Origin of the sequence: Gillisia sp. JM1, from assembly GCF_000424645.1 — a bacterium.
GTDB lineage: Bacteria > Bacteroidota > Bacteroidia > Flavobacteriales > Flavobacteriaceae > Gillisia.
The window spans coordinates 722,228-741,257 of record NZ_KE384219.1; the positions used below are offsets into that span (position 1 = coordinate 722,228).

The window sequence follows — 19,030 nt, forward strand, 5'->3', positions numbered from 1 at the left end:
TCCTTCACTATTTACTCTTTCACTCTGCACTTCTTCTCTCCTCACATTTTCCATATATTTGGATCAGACTTTATAATTAGTGCTTTTGAAACCAAAAAAAATTTTTATCCTACTCCCCGATGGCGTTGGCCTGCGGAATTTTGCTTTTACATCTTTTGTGGAGATAGGAGAACAAATGGGCTGGGATGTGGTATTCTGGAATCAGACCCCTTTTGATCTGTCTGCATTGGATTATAAAGAAATTAAACTAGGAGGAAAACCGAGAGCCTATACCGATCTTTTAAAACGCGCAAAAATTAGTGGAGAACTGGATTATTTTGAAGAAAAGTTTGATGATTCGGTATACCAATCCTACAAATTTCCATCTTCCAATAAAAGAATAAAATCAAAAATCAAAAATGCAATTCTTACTCAACTCACCAAAACCTACAAGGGAGAAAAAGGCCTGCATAAGTTGCGTGAAAAATTAAAAGCTTCTGAAAGAAAATCTAATTTCTATCAATATTGTAAAGATGTGTTGGAAAAACAAAAACCCGATTTTATATTTTGCACCAATCAGCGACCGGTAAATGCCATTGCTCCATTAACAGCTGCACAGGATCTGGGAATTCCTACTGGTACATTTATTTTTTCCTGGGATAATCTGCCCAAAGCAACCATGATAGTAGAACCCGATTTCTACTTTGTATGGAGTGAATATATGAAGGAGGAATTAATTAACTATTATCCTCAAATAAATTCAGACAGTATTTTCATTACCGGAAGTCCGCAATTCGAACCTCATTTCAACCTGAACTTAAGAAAAACAAGGAAAGAATTTTTTGTAGAAAACAATTTGGATCTCACAAAAGAATATATCTGCTTTAGCGGAGATGATGTAACCACCAGCCCAGATGATCCTCATTATTTAAAGGATGTTGCAGAGGCAATAAAAAGCCTGAATGAAAATAGGGAAACTAAACTAGGAATTCTTTTCCGGCGATGTCCTGTAGATTTTTCCGACAGATATGATGAAACTCTTGAGGATTTTAAAGATCTGATTATTCCCGTAGCTCCAAAGTGGAAAAAAGTTGGAGAGCATTGGAATTCTATTCTTCCAACCCAAGAAGATCTGGAATTACAAGTCAACTCTATTTTTCACACCAAGGCAGTCATCAATTTGGGATCCTCTATGGTATTTGATTATGCTTTATTTAATAAGCCATGCTTATTTCTTAATTATGATGTTGAACAAAAGATTGATGTTAATTGGTCTTCTAAAAAAGTATATAATTTTGTTCACTTTAGATCTATGCCCACAGGGAATGAAGTTGTTTGGTTAAATTCTAAGGAGGAGATTGAGAATAAACTAAGTTTAATATTAAACGATTCAGCAGATATAGTGAAAAATGCAAAAAAATGGTTTCACAAGATAAATCTTACTCCTGCAGAAAATGCTTCTGAAAGAATTTGGGAAGACATAAATAAAATTTCTAAGTAATGCACATAGGTTTTCTAAGCCCGGAATACCCCCATCCTAAAACCAATTCTGCTGCAGGGATTGGCACCAGTATTAAGAATATGGTCGCTGCTCTGGCAGCAAAAGGGATTAAAGTATCCATATTTATCTATGGACAGTCAACAAATGAGATTTTTAGTGAAGACGGAATAAAATTTCATATTATAAAACAAAGAAAATATAAATTCCTGGGCTGGTATTTGCACCGAGAATTCCTTCAGAATTACCTTAATGACTTTATCATCCAAGATCAAATTGATGCATTAGAAGCTCCTGACTGGACAGGAATTACTGCATTCATGAAATTAAAGTGCCCCATTGCGATTAGGTTTCACGGAAGTGATGCTTATTTCTGTCATCTAGAAAACCGTAAACAAAAGAAAAAAAATTTCTGGTTTGAGAAAAAAGCTCTGGCAGGAGCGGATCATCTGCTTTCTGTAAGTGAATTCACTGCGGTAAAAACTGCGGCCCTCTTTAGCTTAAAAAAGAAAATTGAGGTTATTCCCAATTCGGTAGATGTGGCATATTTCTGTCCGCGCAATACAGATTTGGAGCCAAATACCATTCTCTATTTTGGAAGTATCATCAGGAAAAAAGGCGTTTTGGAATTAGCGGAGATCTTTAATAAGATCGTAAAAATTAAACCCGAAGCCAAACTAATAATTGCAGGAAAAGATGTTCAGGATCACAAAACTGGCAAGTCCACCCAACAATTAATGATGGATCTATTTACTGCCAAGGCATCAAAAAACACTGTTTGGAATGGCATTTTGCCCTATGAAGAGATATTGGAACAAATAGCGAAAGCCAATGTGGTAGTCTTGCCAAGCTTTGCTGAAGCTTTACCCATGACTTGGTTAGAAGCGATGGCGATGGAAAAAGCCCTGGTGACCTCAGATATTGGTTGGGCAAAAGAAGTTATGATTGACGGTAAAACAGGGTTTACGGTAAACCCGAAAAATCATCAAGAATATGCAGATCGAATTCTTCAGCTCTTAATGCATCCTGCTCTGGCTAAGAAGATGGGTACTGCTGCTAGGGAGCGGGTTGTTGCCAAGTTTTCTACGGAGGTAGTTGTAGAGAGGAATATTGAGTTTTATAAAAAAAGGGTTTAGGGTTTAACGTTCAACGTTTGGGGTTCAGGGTTTGTGGTTTGGTTCAAGTTTCCTCGTCACTTCGTCACCCCATCACCCCATCACCCAGTCACCTCGTCACTCCATCACTTCGTTACTTCATCACTTCGAACATTTTTTCATACTTTAGTCCAACTATAAAGAACAATACATGCCCAAGAGAAAAATCTGTGTAGTAGTTACTGCAAGGCCTTCCTACAGCCGAATTAAATCTGCACTCACAGCAATTAAAAATCATCCAGATCTGGAACTACAATTAGTTATTGCAGGTTCTGCATTATTGGACAGGTATGGCAATGCGGTAGATTTTATTGAAAAAGATGGATTTCCAATTGCAGCTAAAGTATTTATGGTTCTTGAGGGAGAAAATCCAACAACTATGGCTAAAACTACAGGCTTGGGAGTTATGGAACTCACCAATGTGTTTTATAACTTAAAACCAGATGCGGTAATAACTATAGCAGATCGGTTTGAAACAATTGCTACTTCCATTGCAGCTGCTTATCAAAATATCCCGCTTGTTCATATTCAGGGAGGAGAAGTAACCGGCAGTATAGATGAAAAGGTTCGTCACGCCAATACCAAATTAGCCGATCTTCATCTTGTAAGTAGTGATGATGCGCGGGAACGGGTGATTAAATTAGGAGAAAGTACACAGATGGTTATTAATACTGGTTGTCCCTCTATAGATCTGGCAAAAGAAATCCATGAAACTCCAAATTTAGATTTCAACCCGTTGGAGAAATATGGCGGAGTTGGGGCCAAACTTGATTGGAAAAATGGTTATATAGTTGTCATGCAACACCCTGTGACTACAGAATATAAAGAATCGAAAAAACAAATTCAGGAAACACTAAAAGCGGTTAAAAATTTAAATTATCCCACTTTTTGGTTTTGGCCTAATGTAGATGCAGGATCCGATGGGACTTCCAACGGAATTAGAGCTTTCCGGGAACTGGAACATCCTAAAAATATACATTTCTTTAAAAACATGGAGCCTCTGGACTTTTTAAAATTACTGATTAATTCCAAAGCGCTTGTAGGAAATTCCAGCGCAGGTATAAGAGAATGTGCTTATTTAGGACTACCAGTCGTAAATATAGGTAATCGTCAGTTCCGAAGAAGCCGAGCTGCAAATGTTACCGATGTTTCTTATTCTCAAATTGAAATAGAAAAGGCTATAAAAAAGGCCATAACTTCAGAAAAATTTGAAAGCTCAACGATCTATGGAGATGGAGATGCAGGCACGAAAATCGCTGAAATTCTTGCAACTACAGCATTGACTTTTAGTAAGACAATAACCTATTAAAATTAATATCATAAAAAGCATAACCAGTTAAAATATAGTACCAAATAATTAGTAATTGGATAGAAGTGCGTTGAACCTATTGAATTTGAATTCTAGCAACAAATAATTTAGTTAAGGTTTAATTTTTATAAATCAAAAAAAATTGATGATTAGAGAGGATAAAGATATTCGGTTTACAAATACTATTGGCGAAATAGTAGATTGTGTTCATTTAAAAAAGTACAATGAAGTTCCTGAAAAGTTAATTAGCATGTTCAATTCATTACCTAAAGATCAGATTAATGATTACTTCAGAATATTAGCAGTACCATTCCTTTTTCACAAGACAGAATATATTTTTAAATCATCGGAAGAACCTGATTCTTTATTTGAAAAGACACTAGTTGATTTGAAGGATTCAACAATCACAGCAGTTAACAACGAAGGCTTACTAAATATTTTATCTAATTCATTTGAGAATTTTGAAGAAGAAGATTTTCAGTTAGATGTAAAAACACATACCGGACAACATTATGGAAATTTATTCAAAGAGTTCAAAAATGTAAATTATTTTGAAGAAGCCAAAAAATTATTGGAAACCCGATTAATAAGGAATGAAGTTAATATTCCCAATTTAAAAGATTCGGTATTACTCGATCAAGGTTGTGGAGGGGGAAGATATACTACAGCATGGAAATTATTAGGTGTTAATAAAGCTGTTGGTATTGATTTTTCGGAAATTGGATTATCTGACGCGAGATCCAGAGTGGAAATAGCGGGCATCAATAATATTGATTTCATTAAGGGTTCTGTTCTTAACATGCCATTTGAGGATGAAATCTTTGATATAGTATATAGTAACGGTGTACTCCATCATACAGAAGATTGGAAAAAGGGAATTAAAGAACAGCTCAGAGTTATGAAATCCGGAGGTTTTGGTTGGCAATATTTGATTGAAAATCCTGGAGGAATTTTTTGGGATAATATTGAAATCTTAAGAGCAATCTTGAAAGATGTTAATAAAAAATTTGCTCAAAATGTACTAAGATCACTAGGCATACCTATGAATAGAGTCTTTTATATGCTCGACCATGTTATGGTACCAATTAATACGAGACTTTCATCAAATAAGATAATTGAAGAATTGAAAAAGAATGGAGCTTGTAATATTCGTAGATTAGATCGAGGTACAAATTTTGATCGAGTGGAATCAATTTACAATAAGATTCCATTCGCAAAAAAGAAGTTTGGAATAGGAGAAAATCGTTTTGTCTTTAATAAAATATGAAAATACTTGGAATAATCCCCGCCAGAGGCGGAAGTAAAGGAATACCGAAGAAGAATATTAAATTATTAGGAGGAAAACCTTTGTTGCATTATACGATTGAGGCAGCAAAAGCTTCAAAACTACTTTCCAAAGTGATTCTAAGTTCTGATGATCCTGAAATCATTAAAGTTGCAGAAAAAGCAGGACTAGAAGTCCCATTTATTCGGCCAGAAAATTTAGCTCAAGACGACACTCCTTCTCTAGCTGTGATAAAACATGCTCTAGATTTTTTTAAAAATAAAAATGAAGAATTTGATACAATTTGCCTGCTACAGGTTACTTCCCCTTTTAGAGATAATAATTTAATAGATGACGCAATCGAAAAATTCAAAAATGAAGGTATAGATTGTTTAATCTCTGTTCGGGAAGTTCCTACTGAATTTAATCCGCATTGGATTTTTGAACCTGATGAGCACAATCAACTTAAAATCTCTACCGGAGACAAAAAAATAATCTCCAGAAGACAGGAACTACCAAAAGCTTTTTATCGTGATGGTGCTTTATATATCACTCGTTCGGATGTTATTTTAAAACAGAATTCCCTCTATGGAAGCTCTATTGGATATATTGAATCTAAAAATGACTACTACGTGAATATAGACACACCAAAGGATTGGAAAGAAGCGGAAAAAATTATTAAAAAAACCAAGCGCTAATGTGTGGAATAGCAGGAATGATTTCTTCCCATCCCAAAGAATCCGATCTAAGAAAAATGCTTGAAAAGCAAGCTCACCGAGGACCAGACCACACGGGAACATTTATAGATAAAGATTTTGCTGCACTAGGTCATAATAGGCTTGCTATTATCGATCTTTCTTCCGATGCCAATCAACCTTTTACTGATACTTTTGAGAGGTATCATCTTACTTTCAATGGAGAAATATATAATTTTAAAGAAATAAGAGAGGAATTAAAAGATTCATATCATTTTAAAACAACTTCAGACACCGAAGTCTTACTTGCAGCTTATATTAAATGGGGAAAGAAATGTCTTGATAGATTTAATGGAATGTTTGCCTTTGCAATTTGGGACACCAAAGAAAAAATTCTTTTTGCTGCTCGAGATCGGTTTGGGGTAAAACCTTTTTATTATACTCAAAAAAATAAATCCCTATACTTCAGTAGCGAAATCAAGGCCTTAGGATCAGTATTAAATAGGGATAAACCTAATAAAAAGGTATGGGCTAATTATTTTACTTATGGCTCCTACGGAATGCCAGATGAAACTTTTTTTGAAGAGGTGAATCAACTTCCCGGAGGGCATCGTTTAGAATTCACCAAGGGAAAATTAAAAATAGAAAAATGGTATGATTTTGAAGAGCGTGTTGCTAAGATCAATCCCTATTACAGTTTTGAAAAAGCTAAAGAAATCTACTTAAAGCTTTTAAAGGATAGTGTAGCTCTCAGGTTTAGGGCAGATGTTCCACTTGGTTTTAATATTAGCGGGGGTGTCGACAGCTCCTTGCTTCTGGCCTTGGTAAATCAATTTGAGGACAAGAAAATGGTCAATGCCTATACTTTTTATACCGGAGATGAACGCTATGATGAGCTTCCTTGGGTAGAGAAAATGATTTCCACAACAAAAAACCCTCTCAATAAGATGAAATTCACAGCTAAAGAGGTGGAGAAATCGGCTGAATTAATTGCTAAACTCCAGGATGAACCCTTTGCAGGAATTCCGACTCTTGCCTATTCCAAAATTTTTGAGCAGGCTCAGAAAGATGGTGTGAAAGTTTTATTAGATGGGCAAGGAATGGATGAACAATGGGCAGGTTATGATTATTACCTCCCAGAAGCAGATTCTCAAACAAATATTCAGGGAGTTGGAAACATAAGTCCGTTTAGACCTGATGTTTTAACCGAAGAATTGCGTTCTCTAGCTAATAAACCCTCCTATCCTGAACCTTTTGATAACGACCTGCAGAACAAACAATATCGGGATCTTTTTTACACTAAAATTCCGCGGGCATTAAGATTCAATGACCGTATCTCTATGGCGTACAGCACCGAACTCCGCGAACCATTCCTTGATCATCGACTTGTGGAATTCGCGTTCGCTCAACCTCCTGAATTTAAAATTCATAAAGGCCTTCAAAAATTTATGCTTCGCAAAATTTTAAAACCTTTAGTTCCTGAAAATATTTCCTTTGCACCCAAACGCTCCCTTCAAACTCCGCAGAGGGAATGGATGGCGCTAGAGCTTAGAGAATGGGTAGAATTTCAATTAAAAGGACTTAAAAACTCTAAGAATTCGGATTGGTTCGACTTTCAAGAAATTGAAAAAGAATGGAACGCATACCTTAAAGGAGAAAACGAGTCTAGTTTCCATGTTTGGCAATGGGTAAATGCTGCCTTGGTATTAAATAATCAATAGGTTCATCGGTTGGAGGTTATCAGTTGTCTGTTATCGGTTGGCGGTTTTCGGTTGGCGGTTGGCAGTTCTCGGTTGTCTGTTGGAAGTTATCAGTTGTCTGTTATCGGTTGGCAGTTCGCAGATATTGGTTCTGGATTGGATTAGTTTTTCCAATTGTTTTCCACCTACTTATTAAAAGAATATAATTTTCCGCCTAATTTATCATATTTAAGCTTCAATTCTTTAATTTCAGGAAAATCATATAATATATTGGATTCTTATTGTTTGCTACAGTAAATAGTTTTTTATTAATTAATTACAGGTTGTTACCGTCATGCTGAACTTGTTTCAGCATCTCAAATATGTGGTATAAGACCCCAAAACTCCCGATGGTTCGGGACAGGGTGACGCTCACATTTAAAAGGGAATAATAAAGCTCAAACTTAGGTTGTTTCAGAGAAATTTTATGAACTTCCACCGCATATGTAAATGCTAAATTATAAACATCTAGATCTTTGTAGCTTTTCATTTGGCAAAATTAATCAAGATCGAGCGAAGCGAAAATCCACAACTCACAACCGAAAACTGATAACTGACAACCCACAACTCACTCTTCACTCTTCACTCTAATGTCATTTCTTTATTTCAATATTTTTTCTTTCAAGTCCATTCTACCATGCAAAATTCTTGTAATTTCAACATGATTTTCTTTAATAGTTCTATAGAAAATTATATGTCGATTTGCTTCTATTCCCAGTAGGTTTGGAGCAATTCCTTCATAGGTTTTTCCTAAGTCTGGGTTGTCTGCAATTTCTTGACAAATTAAAATCAGCATTTCATAATAAACATCGGCTTGTTTTTCAGACCAAACTTCAAAAGTATAATTCCATATTTTCGACAAATCCTCGACCGCTTTGTTTGTCATTTCAAATTTAGCCATTAGCGTTTTTCTTTGCTTTCAGGGATTCAAGATGGCTTTTTGGTTCAAAGTCGTTTGCAATTCCGCTATCAATCCCTTCTTGAATTGCGTTTCTTAGGACAATAACTTTACTTTCCTCTTCCTCCAAAAGCCTTAAGCCTGCGCGTATAACTTCACTAACATTTTTAAATCTACCTTCATTTATTCTGCTATGAACAAATTGATCAAAATAATCTCCAAGTGAAACAGATGTGTTTTTACTCATTTTAAAAATGTTTGTCCAAATATACCAAAAATTGGTAAATAATGAAATCAGTAAAGCTTACACGGTATCTATAAAATTCTTTTCTGTACGATTAAAAACTACCAGTCCGAATAAAAATAGGAATATTGAGATAACCAGAGTATATGTAAATCCGAACCAGGTAAAAGTTCCTGAATCTAAGATCATATATCTAAAGCCTTCAATTATTTGTGTGAGAGGGTTATATTGTACGATCCAGACATAATCTGGCATTTTGTTTTCCACCTCACTCAAGGGATATGGCACTGCCGAAAGGTATACCAATAAAGAAGTTGCAAAACCTACTAAAACAGTAAGATCCCTATACTTTGTTGTAAAGGCTGAGATTATCATTCCCAAGCCAAGTCCAAGCATAGCCATCATTAAAATATAAACAGGAAGTAATAAAAGATTGAAATTCGGACTTATTTCCACTCCGCTCCAGACTACATAGATATAAGAGACTACTAACACCAATAGTTGGATTCCAAATTTGAACAAGTTTGTAATCACATTAGAAAGTGGCATGATTACCCGTGGGAAATAGACCTTTCCAAAAATGCCCGCATTTGCCCTAAAAGTATCTGAAGTTCCAGTTAAACACTGACTAAAATAATTCCATGCTGTAATCCCTGTAAGATTAAATAAAAATGGAGGCACATCACCCGTTGGAATGTTGGCAATATTATTAAATACCAAGGTAAATGTTATCGCCGTAAACACAGGTTGAATGAAATACCAAAGCGGACCAAGAATTGTCTGCTTATAAACGGTAACGATATTCCGTTTCACAAAAAGTATCAGAAGATCCCTATAACGCCAGATCTCCTGAAAGTTAAGATCGATCAGTTTTCGTTTAGGACTTATTTCATAAAGCCAGTCGTCGCTCGTTCCTTTCATATTAGTGAGGAGTGAGGAGTGAAAGGTGAAGCGCTTTTAGTCAAGGGTGTTTGGTGTTTGGTGTTTGGTGTTTGGTGTTTGGTGTTTGGTGTTTGGTGTTTGGTGTTTGGTGTTTAATCTAAATTATTCTTTTTTAAATTTGATACCTTTAAGGTCAGAATTCCTCAAGTAATACATAAATGCTCCTATTTTATTTTCAACTTTATCACATTCGAAAGACAATTCTTTAAATTGAGCATTACTTATAAGGTTTTTATCCCAAGCACGGTAAAGTTGCGATTTTAATTCGGTTACGGAACCTTTAGAATAACTAAGAAAATTATGAAATTCTCGATTGCCTCCGCGTCCAAAGCCTTCTGCAATATTATCCATTATAGAACCCGAACTACGCTCCATTTGATCCCGAAGAGCAAAATTTTTCTTTAAAGGTGTTTCTTTGAATAAAACTTCGATTTGCTGGCAGATTATCCTTGCCAACTTCCAACTTTCAATATCCTCAAAACGTTCGATCTTCCCCATAATTCAACAATAAACTACAAACAATAAACATTTTACTTATTCAAAATTCCTCATCGCCTTCCTCCATACTTTTTTAAGTTGAGCAATTTTGTTTGGCCCTTCCCCATATGCATTGTATTTATTATACGAATAACCATAACCGTAGCCATAGCCGTAACCATAACCGTAACCATAGCCATATTTCGCACGATGTTGGAAGTAGTTAAGCACAAAGCTTATATTCTTTACCTCACCTTTTGAATATTTCTCGTTAATAGACTCTAACATTCCCCTTTTAGTATAATCCTGCCTAATAAGAAATAACGTAGCATCTGCATATTTCACCAAATTCATAGCATCAGCCACAATCCCAATTGGAGGGGTATCCATTATTATATAATCATACTTTTCCTTGAGCTCAGCCATCATCACCTCCATTTGATCCCCCATCAATAATTCAGAAGGATTTGGAGGAATCGGGCCTGCGGTAATCACATCTAAATATGGTATTTTACTTGGCTGAATTATTTCATCTAAAGTGTTATTACCAATTATATAATTAACGACTCCTATGTCATTATCCAGCTCAAAATCATCAAAGATCTTTGGCTTCCGTAAATCAAGTCCGATAAGAACTGTTTTCTTTTCACTAAGTGCAAAAACAGTTGCTAAGTTCATCGCGCAAAAGGTTTTTCCTTCGCCAGAGACAGAAGATGTGATCATCACGGTTTTGGAGCCAGTAAGGCTTAGTTTTTTATACATGAACTGCAAACTACTTCGAATCCCCCTAAAGCCTTCAGAAATCGCAGATTTAGGTTTTTCAAAAACCACCAAATTAGATTCCACTTTATTCTTCCCTATTAAACCCAAAATAGGAATTGGGGATAATCTCGAAACTTCTTGAGCGTTCAGAACATTTGTATTTAGGAAAACAATGAGAAACACAAAAACCAATGGAATAACAGCCCCCACTAATAAAGCCATTACATAGTTCAATTGTGTATTAGGTCCTATCTGGCCTCCTCCAGTATCTTTTGCGCCATCTATGATCATTACATCACTCACATTTGCTGCCTTTATTAAACTGGCTTCGCTTCGCTTTTCTAGGAAGAGATTATAAGTTTTTTCACTAATGCTATATTTTCGCTGGATCTTCAACAGATCTTGCTCCTCTTGGGGTAATTTTTTGATTGCTGCTTCAGATTGTGCTATCTGTGCATTTATAGATCTTTGTTCACCTTGTAACAATCCAGTGGAAGAACTTATATTCTCTAGTAATACGGTTTTAATCGAATTGATCTGTCTATCTATATCCGCAAAAACAGGGGAGTTTTCTTTTAAAGAATATTGATATTTACTTCGCTCTTGAGATAATTCCAGGATCTTACCAACTCCTGAGGTGATACTTCCCTCGTTAATACCAGCCACAGAAGGGGCAGGAACATTGCTGTAATCTGTCTTGGTCTGCAGATAACTTTCCAAAATACTAAAATAAGCTAGCTGCCTGCGGATATCCTCTTTTCTTACATCGAAGCCTGCCAACTTTGATGAAATTTGAGAACTTTCCGCAGAAATATCCAAGATGGAATTGTCATTTCTAAAATCATTTAGTTCATCTTCGACATCTTTTAATTCCCTTGATTTCACAGCCAAACTGCTATCAATGAATCTTATAGTTTTAGTAGCAAATAAATTCTTTCGCTCCAGCATATTATCACTCAGTACCCCAACCGTACCATTCAAATATTCTACGATTCTTGCTTTATTACCTCCAGACATGGATAGATTTAGCATAGAACCATTCATATTATCTGCTCCTATACCCACACCTCTATATTGGCCTACAGCAGAATCAAAATTTATGAAGCTGATATAAAAAGGAGTTCCAATTTGTAGCGCTTGATTACTCCTATTTACTACACCACTAAAAAAAGGAAGTTGAATGGGTTCCCCAACCTTAAAATCTCTACTAAAATCCTGAGAATCCAGACTCAAGGATCCCTTTTCTTTTGTACCGTAATTTTGTGTAGAAATTGAAGCTGGAATATTGGCTTTTATATTGAAAGCATCTTCAGATTTGAAGGTTATTGTAATAGGTAAATTTACAGCTTGAAATCGGGTTGTATCTACTGCAATTACAAAGGGAGTACTTCCATAGGCATCTACTCTTTGATATTCGCCCTCCTTTAAATACTGAATATAGTATTGAAGTTTCTCCACTACCTCTTCATTATGAGTACGCGATTTTAATATTGTGGTAGCGGTACTTACCTTATCTGAAACCCCACCCCAATTAAAAGTAAGACTCGTATTTGTAGTAAAAAATGGATTCTGATCATCTTTTATAGCGATGGAATTACCCAGTTGATATACCGGTAATTTTCGAACATTGTTATAATAAGCCACCGCCATACTTATAGCTACCGAAATCAATATTAGTTGCCAATAACTTAAGATCTTAAGGAGAAAGCCTTTAAAGTCGAAAGTGGAACCTACATCGGAAATATGATCATCTTCATTTGCCATAATTATCTTGTGAAAATTAAGATTACAGAAGTAAGTAAAGTTACCACACCTACTATATCCCTGGCAGTTCCTAATCCTGTAGTGCCAAAACCTAATGCTTTTTGAGGCAATGGATCTACCAGTATTAAATCGTTGGGTTGAATATAATAATAAGGACTTTTGGTTGCTGCTATCGAGGTAAGATCTATACTATGAATTTTTTCTCCTCCTGGGTACTGCCTGATAATTTTAATATTGGTTAGATCCCCATATTCAGTAATTCCTCCAGCATTTGCAACAGCTTCCATAATAGTCACCTGTTCTTTATAAACCACCTGGCTCCCAGAACCTATTTCCCCGAGCGTAGTATAGCGTATTCCTGCCAGTTTAACTGTTACAAAAATGTTTGCTTCATTTTTAAAATACTGATCCAATAATTCTTTTTCTATTCGCTCTCTCACCTCATCTACGGTAAAGCCCATCACATTAATTTCCCCTAAAGAAGGAATTCTAATATTGCCATGTGGATCTACTAAGAATCCATCATAATACAATCGTTCTTCCCCAGTAGCCGCAGCATTTGCATCGTTAATAGGATTAAACATACCAACTAATTCCTGATCTAAAGCTTTTACACGAATACTCAAAAGATCATTTATCTGAATTCTATATGGTTTTTGAAGGCGCTGAATTTGAATAATACTATCTACCGCTGTTTCATCCTGCTGTAAATAGGTGATCTTCTTTGTAGAAATACATGATGTGAAACTTAAAACAACAATTCCAATGAATACCAATAATTTATAGTTCATAAGCGGAGATCGATGTAAATAAATTCAAAATAGCTAGATATTGGGTATAAAATCAAGCCCTTCAGTCAATAAATATAAGCCATGAAAGCAAAGCTTGAAAAACAAATATAGCGGTTGTAGGCTAATAATAAAACTAATCTTCTTTTAACTCCGTAAATTCTAGCTATTTTTGCAAAAAATTTATTCTGTGAATTACTTATCGGTTGAAAATATAGCCAAATCTTTTGGGGAAGTCGGGCTGTTCTCTAATATCTCCTTCGGAATCAATGAAGGACAAAAAGTGGGCTTTGTAGCAAAAAATGGAAGTGGAAAAACCACCTTATTACATATACTTGCCGGCACAGAAACTCCAGATGATGGAAGAGTTGTTTATAGAAAGGGTATCACTTCGGCTTTCCTTGCTCAGGAGCCAGATCTCGATCCGAATCTAACGGTAGAGGAAACTATTTTCGCCTCAGATAATGAGATCATGCGAGTGATCGCTCAATATGAAAAAGCTTTATTAAATCCCGATGATGCAGATGCCTACCAAAAAGCTTTTGAGCTTATGGAAATGCATCAGGCCTGGGATTTTGAAACTCAATATACTCAGATCCTCTTCAAGATGAAACTGGATCAGTTAGATAAAAAAGTTGGTGATCTTTCCGGAGGGCAAAAGAAACGGCTTGCTTTAACGGTTATGCTACTAAGTAAACCAGATTTCATTATTCTGGATGAACCTACCAACCATTTAGATCTGGATATGATTGAATGGCTGGAAGAATTCTTTAAAAAAGAGAATTTCACTATCTTCATGGTTACTCACGATAGGTATTTCCTGGAAAACGTGTGTAATGAGATCGTGGAATTAGAAGATGGAATCCTATATACTTATAAAGGGAATTATTCTTATTACTTAGATAAGAAAGATGCCAGAATAGAACAGGATCAAACCAATACCGATAAAGCAAAACAACTTTTTAAGAAGGAATTAGATTGGATGCGCAGACAGCCAAAAGCCAGAACCACCAAATCTAAATCTAGAATAGACGATTTTCATGAGATCAAGGACCGTGCTTCTAAAAGAAGAAAAGATCACCAGGTTCAGTTGGAGATCAATATGGAACGAATGGGAAGCAAGATCGTAGAGATCCATAAAATTTCTAAAAGTTATGAAGGCAAGCAATTGCTAGATAAATTTGAATACAACTTCCAAAAAGGAGAACGTATTGGAATCATCGGAAAAAACGGAACCGGAAAATCTACTTTCTTAAATATTTTAACCGGAGCGATTAAACCGGATTCCGGAAAAGTTATTCTTGGAGAAACCATTAAGTTTGGTTATTACACACAAGGCGGAATCCAAGCCAAGCCGGGACAAAAAGTGATCGATGTGATTCGTGAGTATGGAGATTATATTCCCTTGCAAAAAGGAAGACAGATCTCAGCACAACAGCTTTTGGAACGTTTCCTTTTTGATCGTAAAAAACAATATGATTTTGTTGAGAAATTAAGTGGTGGTGAAAGAAAGAGATTGTATTTATGTACGGTACTAATTCAGAATCCAAACTTCTTAATATTGGATGAACCTACAAACGACCTGGATATTGTTACGCTAAACGTTTTAGAGAATTTCTTGTTAGATTTCCCTGGTTGTTTAGTAGTGGTTTCTCACGACAGGTATTTCATGGATAAGATCGTCGATCACCTATTCGTTTTTAAAGGAAATGCTGAAGTTGAAGATTTCCCAGGAAATTATTCAGATTATCGAGAATATGAGGATAGTCAGGTTGCTGAGTCAAACGGAAAACCCAAAAACAACAATTCAAAAGAGGTTGCTGCCAAGTCTGAACCAAAACCAGATAACGGACTTAATTATAACGAAAAGAAAGAATTCAATAAGCTTGAAAAGGAGATCGCTAATCTTGAAAAGAAAAAAGAAAAGATCCAGCAGCAGTTTTTAGAAATTTCAAATTCAAATGAGATCGCAAAAAAATCTAAAGAACTAAAGGAAGTTGAGGATGAGATAGAAAACAAAACAGAACGCTATTTTGAATTGGGGGCGAAAGAAGCTTAAATGTGAGGGGTGATGTTTGAGGTGTGATGTTTGGTGTTTGGTGTTTGGTGTTTGGTGTTTGGTGTTTTAAATTTTGAAGGAAATGTTAAATAAATTGTCACCTCGAGCGGAGTCGAGAGGTTATTTTTAATAAAAATTATTTAGTATTGTTTGAGGTGTGATGTTTTGGGTTTGAGGTTTGAGGTTCTGGGTTTCAGGATTTTTAATTTTGAAAAAATGTCCAGTAATTGTCACCTCGAGCGGAGTCGAGAGGTTATTTTTAATAAACATTATTTGATATTGTTTGAGGTTTGTGGTTTGAGGTTTGGCCTAACAAGCAAACATAAGATCCGTCATGCTGAGACCCGTGGTAAAAAAATTATCTAACATAGGTTTATGACGTATGATTGTTTCTAACTGATTTATCTTATTAGGAACTTCTTTTTTGCAAGTGTAGTGCTTCCACGGCGTAAAATTTTCGAAGCCTTGGAGAAAATTTAGCCGTGGAAGGACGGTTCTAATTATGCGGTAGCATAATTGGAAACACCTACAAAAAAGTGTCCTTTTTTTGGTTCGTTTTTTTGGACAGGCAAAAAAATGAACAATCTTAAAAATTAAACAAATCATTACCGACTAAAAGGAGTGTTTTCCAAATTCTTGAAATCACCTCAATGATAACAAAAAGCGTATTAAAAACTTGCAAAGAATTAGGCGTGTCAATTATCTATAAATCAGTAACTTATATAATACATCAATGATAACTCGTTTCAGCATCTTACTTAAGTTTAATGTTAGACCCTGAAACTCCCGATGGTTCGGGACAGGGTGACGTCAAATAATAAAGAAAAGAGAAGTCATAACAGTCAACTTTAATCGCACTTGCATCAATTAATAGCTTACATAAAATTTCTATTCAGATCTTCCAATCAGCATGGAGTGCATTCCCCATTTGTATATGATCTGCTTACCAAATGTTTGTACCTAAAAAATAACAAACGTGCTTTTCAGAAAATAAGAGCGTTTTGGAATGCTGTAAACCAAGATACCCAAATTATTAAAGTCACCGACTTTGGTGCCGGGAGTCGCGTGTTTAAATCTGAAAACCGAAAAGTTGGAGCTATTGCAAAAAATGCGGGTATTCCTATAAAAAGAGCTATTCTCTTAAATAAACTAGCCTCCTATTTTCAGTTTGAAACTGGACTGGAATTAGGAACTTCAGTAGGAATCTCTTCTGCAGCAATTGCTATAGATAATCCTATATCGCTAACAACTTTAGAAGGTTGCCCCGAAACTGCAAAAGTAGCTCAGAACTATTTTGATAAATACAATTTAAAAAACATTTCACTCCAAATTGGTGAGTTCGATATGCTTTTAGATTCCATCTTAGAAAAAGGAAACACAAACAAAGATTCAGGATTTGATCTGGTATATTTCGATGGAAATCATCAAAAAACACCTACCTTAAAATACTTTAAAAAACTACTTCCCTTAGTTCACAACAATTCAGTTTTTATCTTTGATGATATTCACTGGTCTGCAGAAATGGAGGAAGCATGGGAGGAGATCAAAGCTCATCCTTCTGTTCGTGTAACTATAGATAGCTTTTACTGGGGACTGGTTTTTTTCAGAAAAGAACAAGAAAAAGAGCATTTTACAATTCGCTTGTAACAAATCATCAAACTCGGCGTCCTATTAAAGCAATAAATTTATTGGAATCATACTATGAGCAAAGTTATTGAGATACGCAGCATTACTCGAGACTTCCCTTTAGGCCAAGAGATCATTAAGGTTTTAAAAGGAATAGATCTGGATATAGAGAGAGGAGAATATGTAGCATTTATGGGACCTTCTGGTTCTGGAAAATCTACTCTAATGAATCTTCTAGGCTGTCTGGACACTCCTACCTCTGGTACTTATATTCTAAACGGGAACGATGTAAGCAAAATGAGTGATGATGAGCTTGCAGAAATTCGTAACAAAGAAATTGGCTTTGTATTCCAGACCTTTAATTTATTACCACGGACAACTGCACTAGAGAATGTTGCCTTGCCAATGGTCTATGCCGGTTTCTCTAAAGCAGAGCGTAAAATACGTGCAGAAGAAGTACTAAGTAATGTTGGGCTAGCCGATAGAATGGACCATAAACCCAATCAGCTTTCTGGAGGTCAACGTCAGCGTGTGGCAGTAGGAAGAGCTTTGGTAAATAAACCTTCCATAATTCTTGCAGATGAACCAACAGGAAACCTGGATTCTATTACTTCTCTAGAGATCATGACTTTATTTGATGAAATTCATGCAGCGGGAAATACCGTTATTTTGGTAACTCACGAAGAAGATGTCGCAAAACATGCCCATAGAATTATAAGACTTAGAGATGGGATTGTGGAAAGTGATGTTAAAAAGGAAATTTCAAATCCAGTAAATTAGACTTCTCGACTACGCTCGAAGGGACAAAGCTTACAATTGTCATTCTGAACGAAGAGCAACGAAGTGAAGAATCTCAACGAAATCAAATTATAATTTAAAGACTTCTCGACTACGCTCGAAGGGACAATAGTATTGACGGTCAACCTGCAAAGAATGTCATCCTTAGCCTGTCGAAGGATCTCAATCTAGTACAAGCCTTTTTAAAAGAGATCCCTCCTTCCGTCGGGATGACATAACATGAGAATGTCATTCTGAACGAAGAGCAGCGAAGTGAAGAATCTCAATGAAATCAAATTATAATTTAAAGACTTCTCTACTACGCTCGAAGGGACAATAGTATTGACGGTCAACCTGCACAGAATGCTATCGGGAAGCTCGAAGAGACAAAGGCCTAGAATGTCATCCTGAGCCTGTCGAAGGATTTCAATCTAGTACAAGCCTTTTTAAAAGAGATCCCTCCTTCCGTCGGGATGACATAACATGAGAATGTCATTCTGAACGAAAAGCAGCGAAGTGAAGAATCTCAATGAAATCAAATTATAATTTAAAGACTTCTCGACTACGCTCGAAGTGACAATAGTAATAACGGTCAACTTGCACAGAATGTCGTCCTGAGCCTGTCGAAGGATCTTGGGTACTCCATATGAGATTCCTCTCCCTATAGCAATCGGGATCGGAATGACAAAAAATGAAAATGTCATTCTGAACGAAGAGCAGCGAAGTGAAGAATCTCAATGAAGCAAAATTCTCCTCTACAAGAGATCCCTCCTTCCGTCGGGATGACAAAAAATGAAAAATGTCATTCTGAACGAAGAGCAGCGAAGTGAAGAATCTCAATGAAATCAAATTATAATTTAAAGACTTCTCGACTACGCTCGAAGGGACAATAGTATTGACGGTCAACCTGCAAAGAATGCTATCGGGAAGCTCGAAGAGACAAAGGCCTAGAATGCGATCCTTAGCCTGTCGAAGGATCTCAATCTAGTACGAGCCTTTTAAAGGAGATCCCTCCTTCCGTCGGGATGACAAAAAATGAAAAATGTCATTCTGAA

Annotated in this window: 16 protein-coding genes; 9 read left to right on the plus strand and 7 right to left on the minus strand. The window is 36.0% G+C overall.

Annotated elements, in window-relative coordinates:
• The first annotated feature begins 79 nt into the window (after positions 1–79).
• The 6 genes from H033_RS0117670 to asnB all read left to right on the plus strand — a co-directional run bounded on the left by H033_RS0117670 (position 80) and on the right by asnB (position 7,620).
• Positions 80–1,480 carry a UDP-glycosyltransferase gene (locus H033_RS0117670; RefSeq protein ID WP_231367656.1) on the plus strand — a complete coding sequence of 467 codons (1,401 nt, stop codon included), beginning with the start codon at positions 80–82 and terminating at the stop codon, positions 1,478–1,480.
• Complete coding sequence (locus tag H033_RS0117675) at positions 1,480–2,613, plus strand: glycosyltransferase family 4 protein (protein WP_026839483.1); 1,134 nt, start codon at positions 1,480–1,482, stop codon at positions 2,611–2,613. The genes H033_RS0117670 and H033_RS0117675 overlap by 1 nt, the downstream gene beginning before the upstream one ends.
• Positions 2,614–2,782: 169 nt before the next feature.
• Positions 2,783–3,940, plus strand: a complete 1,158-nt coding sequence (gene neuC / locus H033_RS0117680) for a UDP-N-acetylglucosamine 2-epimerase (protein ID WP_026839484.1) — start codon at positions 2,783–2,785, stop codon at positions 3,938–3,940.
• 145 nt (positions 3,941–4,085) lie between these two features.
• Positions 4,086–5,207, plus strand: coding sequence for a class I SAM-dependent methyltransferase (locus H033_RS21085; RefSeq protein ID WP_026839485.1), 1,122 nt, complete (start codon positions 4,086–4,088; stop codon positions 5,205–5,207).
• Complete coding sequence (locus H033_RS0117690; RefSeq protein WP_026839486.1) at positions 5,204–5,902, plus strand: cytidylyltransferase domain-containing protein; 699 nt, start codon at positions 5,204–5,206, stop codon at positions 5,900–5,902. Before H033_RS21085 ends, H033_RS0117690 begins: the two co-directional genes overlap by 4 nt.
• On the plus strand, positions 5,902–7,620 hold the full coding sequence (gene asnB / locus H033_RS0117695) for an asparagine synthase (glutamine-hydrolyzing) (RefSeq protein WP_026839487.1): 1,719 nt from the start codon (positions 5,902–5,904) through the stop codon (positions 7,618–7,620). The genes H033_RS0117690 and asnB overlap by 1 nt, the downstream gene beginning before the upstream one ends.
• A 295-nt stretch (positions 7,621–7,915) precedes the next feature.
• Here the strand turns inward: asnB and H033_RS22220 are convergent, their stop codons facing one another.
• The 7 genes from H033_RS22220 to H033_RS0117730 all read right to left on the minus strand — a co-directional run bounded on the left by H033_RS22220 (position 7,916) and on the right by H033_RS0117730 (position 13,516).
• On the minus strand, positions 7,916–8,128 hold the full coding sequence (locus H033_RS22220) for a hypothetical protein (protein ID WP_034886448.1): 213 nt from the start codon (positions 8,126–8,128) through the stop codon (positions 7,916–7,918).
• Between the two features lie 111 nt (positions 8,129–8,239).
• Positions 8,240–8,539 carry a type II toxin-antitoxin system RelE/ParE family toxin gene (locus tag H033_RS0117705; protein WP_026839488.1) on the minus strand — a complete coding sequence of 100 codons (300 nt, stop codon included), beginning with the start codon at positions 8,537–8,539 and terminating at the stop codon, positions 8,240–8,242.
• Positions 8,532–8,783 (minus strand): type II toxin-antitoxin system ParD family antitoxin, encoded by a 252-nt coding sequence (locus H033_RS0117710; protein WP_026839489.1) that lies wholly within the window; start codon positions 8,781–8,783, stop codon positions 8,532–8,534. Before H033_RS0117710 ends, H033_RS0117705 begins: the two co-directional genes overlap by 8 nt.
• 57 nt (positions 8,784–8,840) lie before the next feature.
• Positions 8,841–9,701 carry an ABC transporter permease gene (locus H033_RS0117715; protein WP_026839490.1) on the minus strand — a complete coding sequence of 287 codons (861 nt, stop codon included), beginning with the start codon at positions 9,699–9,701 and terminating at the stop codon, positions 8,841–8,843.
• A 123-nt stretch (positions 9,702–9,824) separates the two neighbouring features.
• Positions 9,825–10,220, minus strand: a complete 396-nt coding sequence (locus H033_RS0117720; protein ID WP_026839491.1) for a four helix bundle protein — start codon at positions 10,218–10,220, stop codon at positions 9,825–9,827.
• A gap of 36 nt (positions 10,221–10,256) precedes the next feature.
• Positions 10,257–12,725 (minus strand): polysaccharide biosynthesis tyrosine autokinase, encoded by a 2,469-nt coding sequence (locus H033_RS0117725; RefSeq protein WP_026839492.1) that lies wholly within the window; start codon positions 12,723–12,725, stop codon positions 10,257–10,259.
• 2 nt (positions 12,726–12,727) lie between these two features.
• Positions 12,728–13,516 carry a polysaccharide biosynthesis/export family protein gene (locus H033_RS0117730; protein WP_026839493.1) on the minus strand — a complete coding sequence of 263 codons (789 nt, stop codon included), beginning with the start codon at positions 13,514–13,516 and terminating at the stop codon, positions 12,728–12,730.
• Between the two features lie 187 nt (positions 13,517–13,703).
• Between H033_RS0117730 and H033_RS0117735 the strand changes: the two genes are divergently transcribed.
• The 3 genes from H033_RS0117735 (at position 13,704) to H033_RS0117745 (ending at position 17,978) form a co-directional block, all read left to right on the plus strand.
• Positions 13,704–15,572, plus strand: coding sequence for an ABC-F family ATP-binding cassette domain-containing protein (locus H033_RS0117735; RefSeq protein WP_026839494.1), 1,869 nt, complete (start codon positions 13,704–13,706; stop codon positions 15,570–15,572).
• 858 nt (positions 15,573–16,430) lie between these two features.
• Positions 16,431–17,219 carry an O-methyltransferase gene (locus H033_RS0117740; RefSeq protein WP_026839495.1) on the plus strand — a complete coding sequence of 263 codons (789 nt, stop codon included), beginning with the start codon at positions 16,431–16,433 and terminating at the stop codon, positions 17,217–17,219.
• Positions 17,220–17,273: 54 nt separating this feature from the next.
• On the plus strand, positions 17,274–17,978 hold the full coding sequence (locus tag H033_RS0117745; RefSeq protein WP_034886449.1) for an ABC transporter ATP-binding protein: 705 nt from the start codon (positions 17,274–17,276) through the stop codon (positions 17,976–17,978).
• Positions 17,979–19,030: the final 1,052 nt, after the last annotated feature.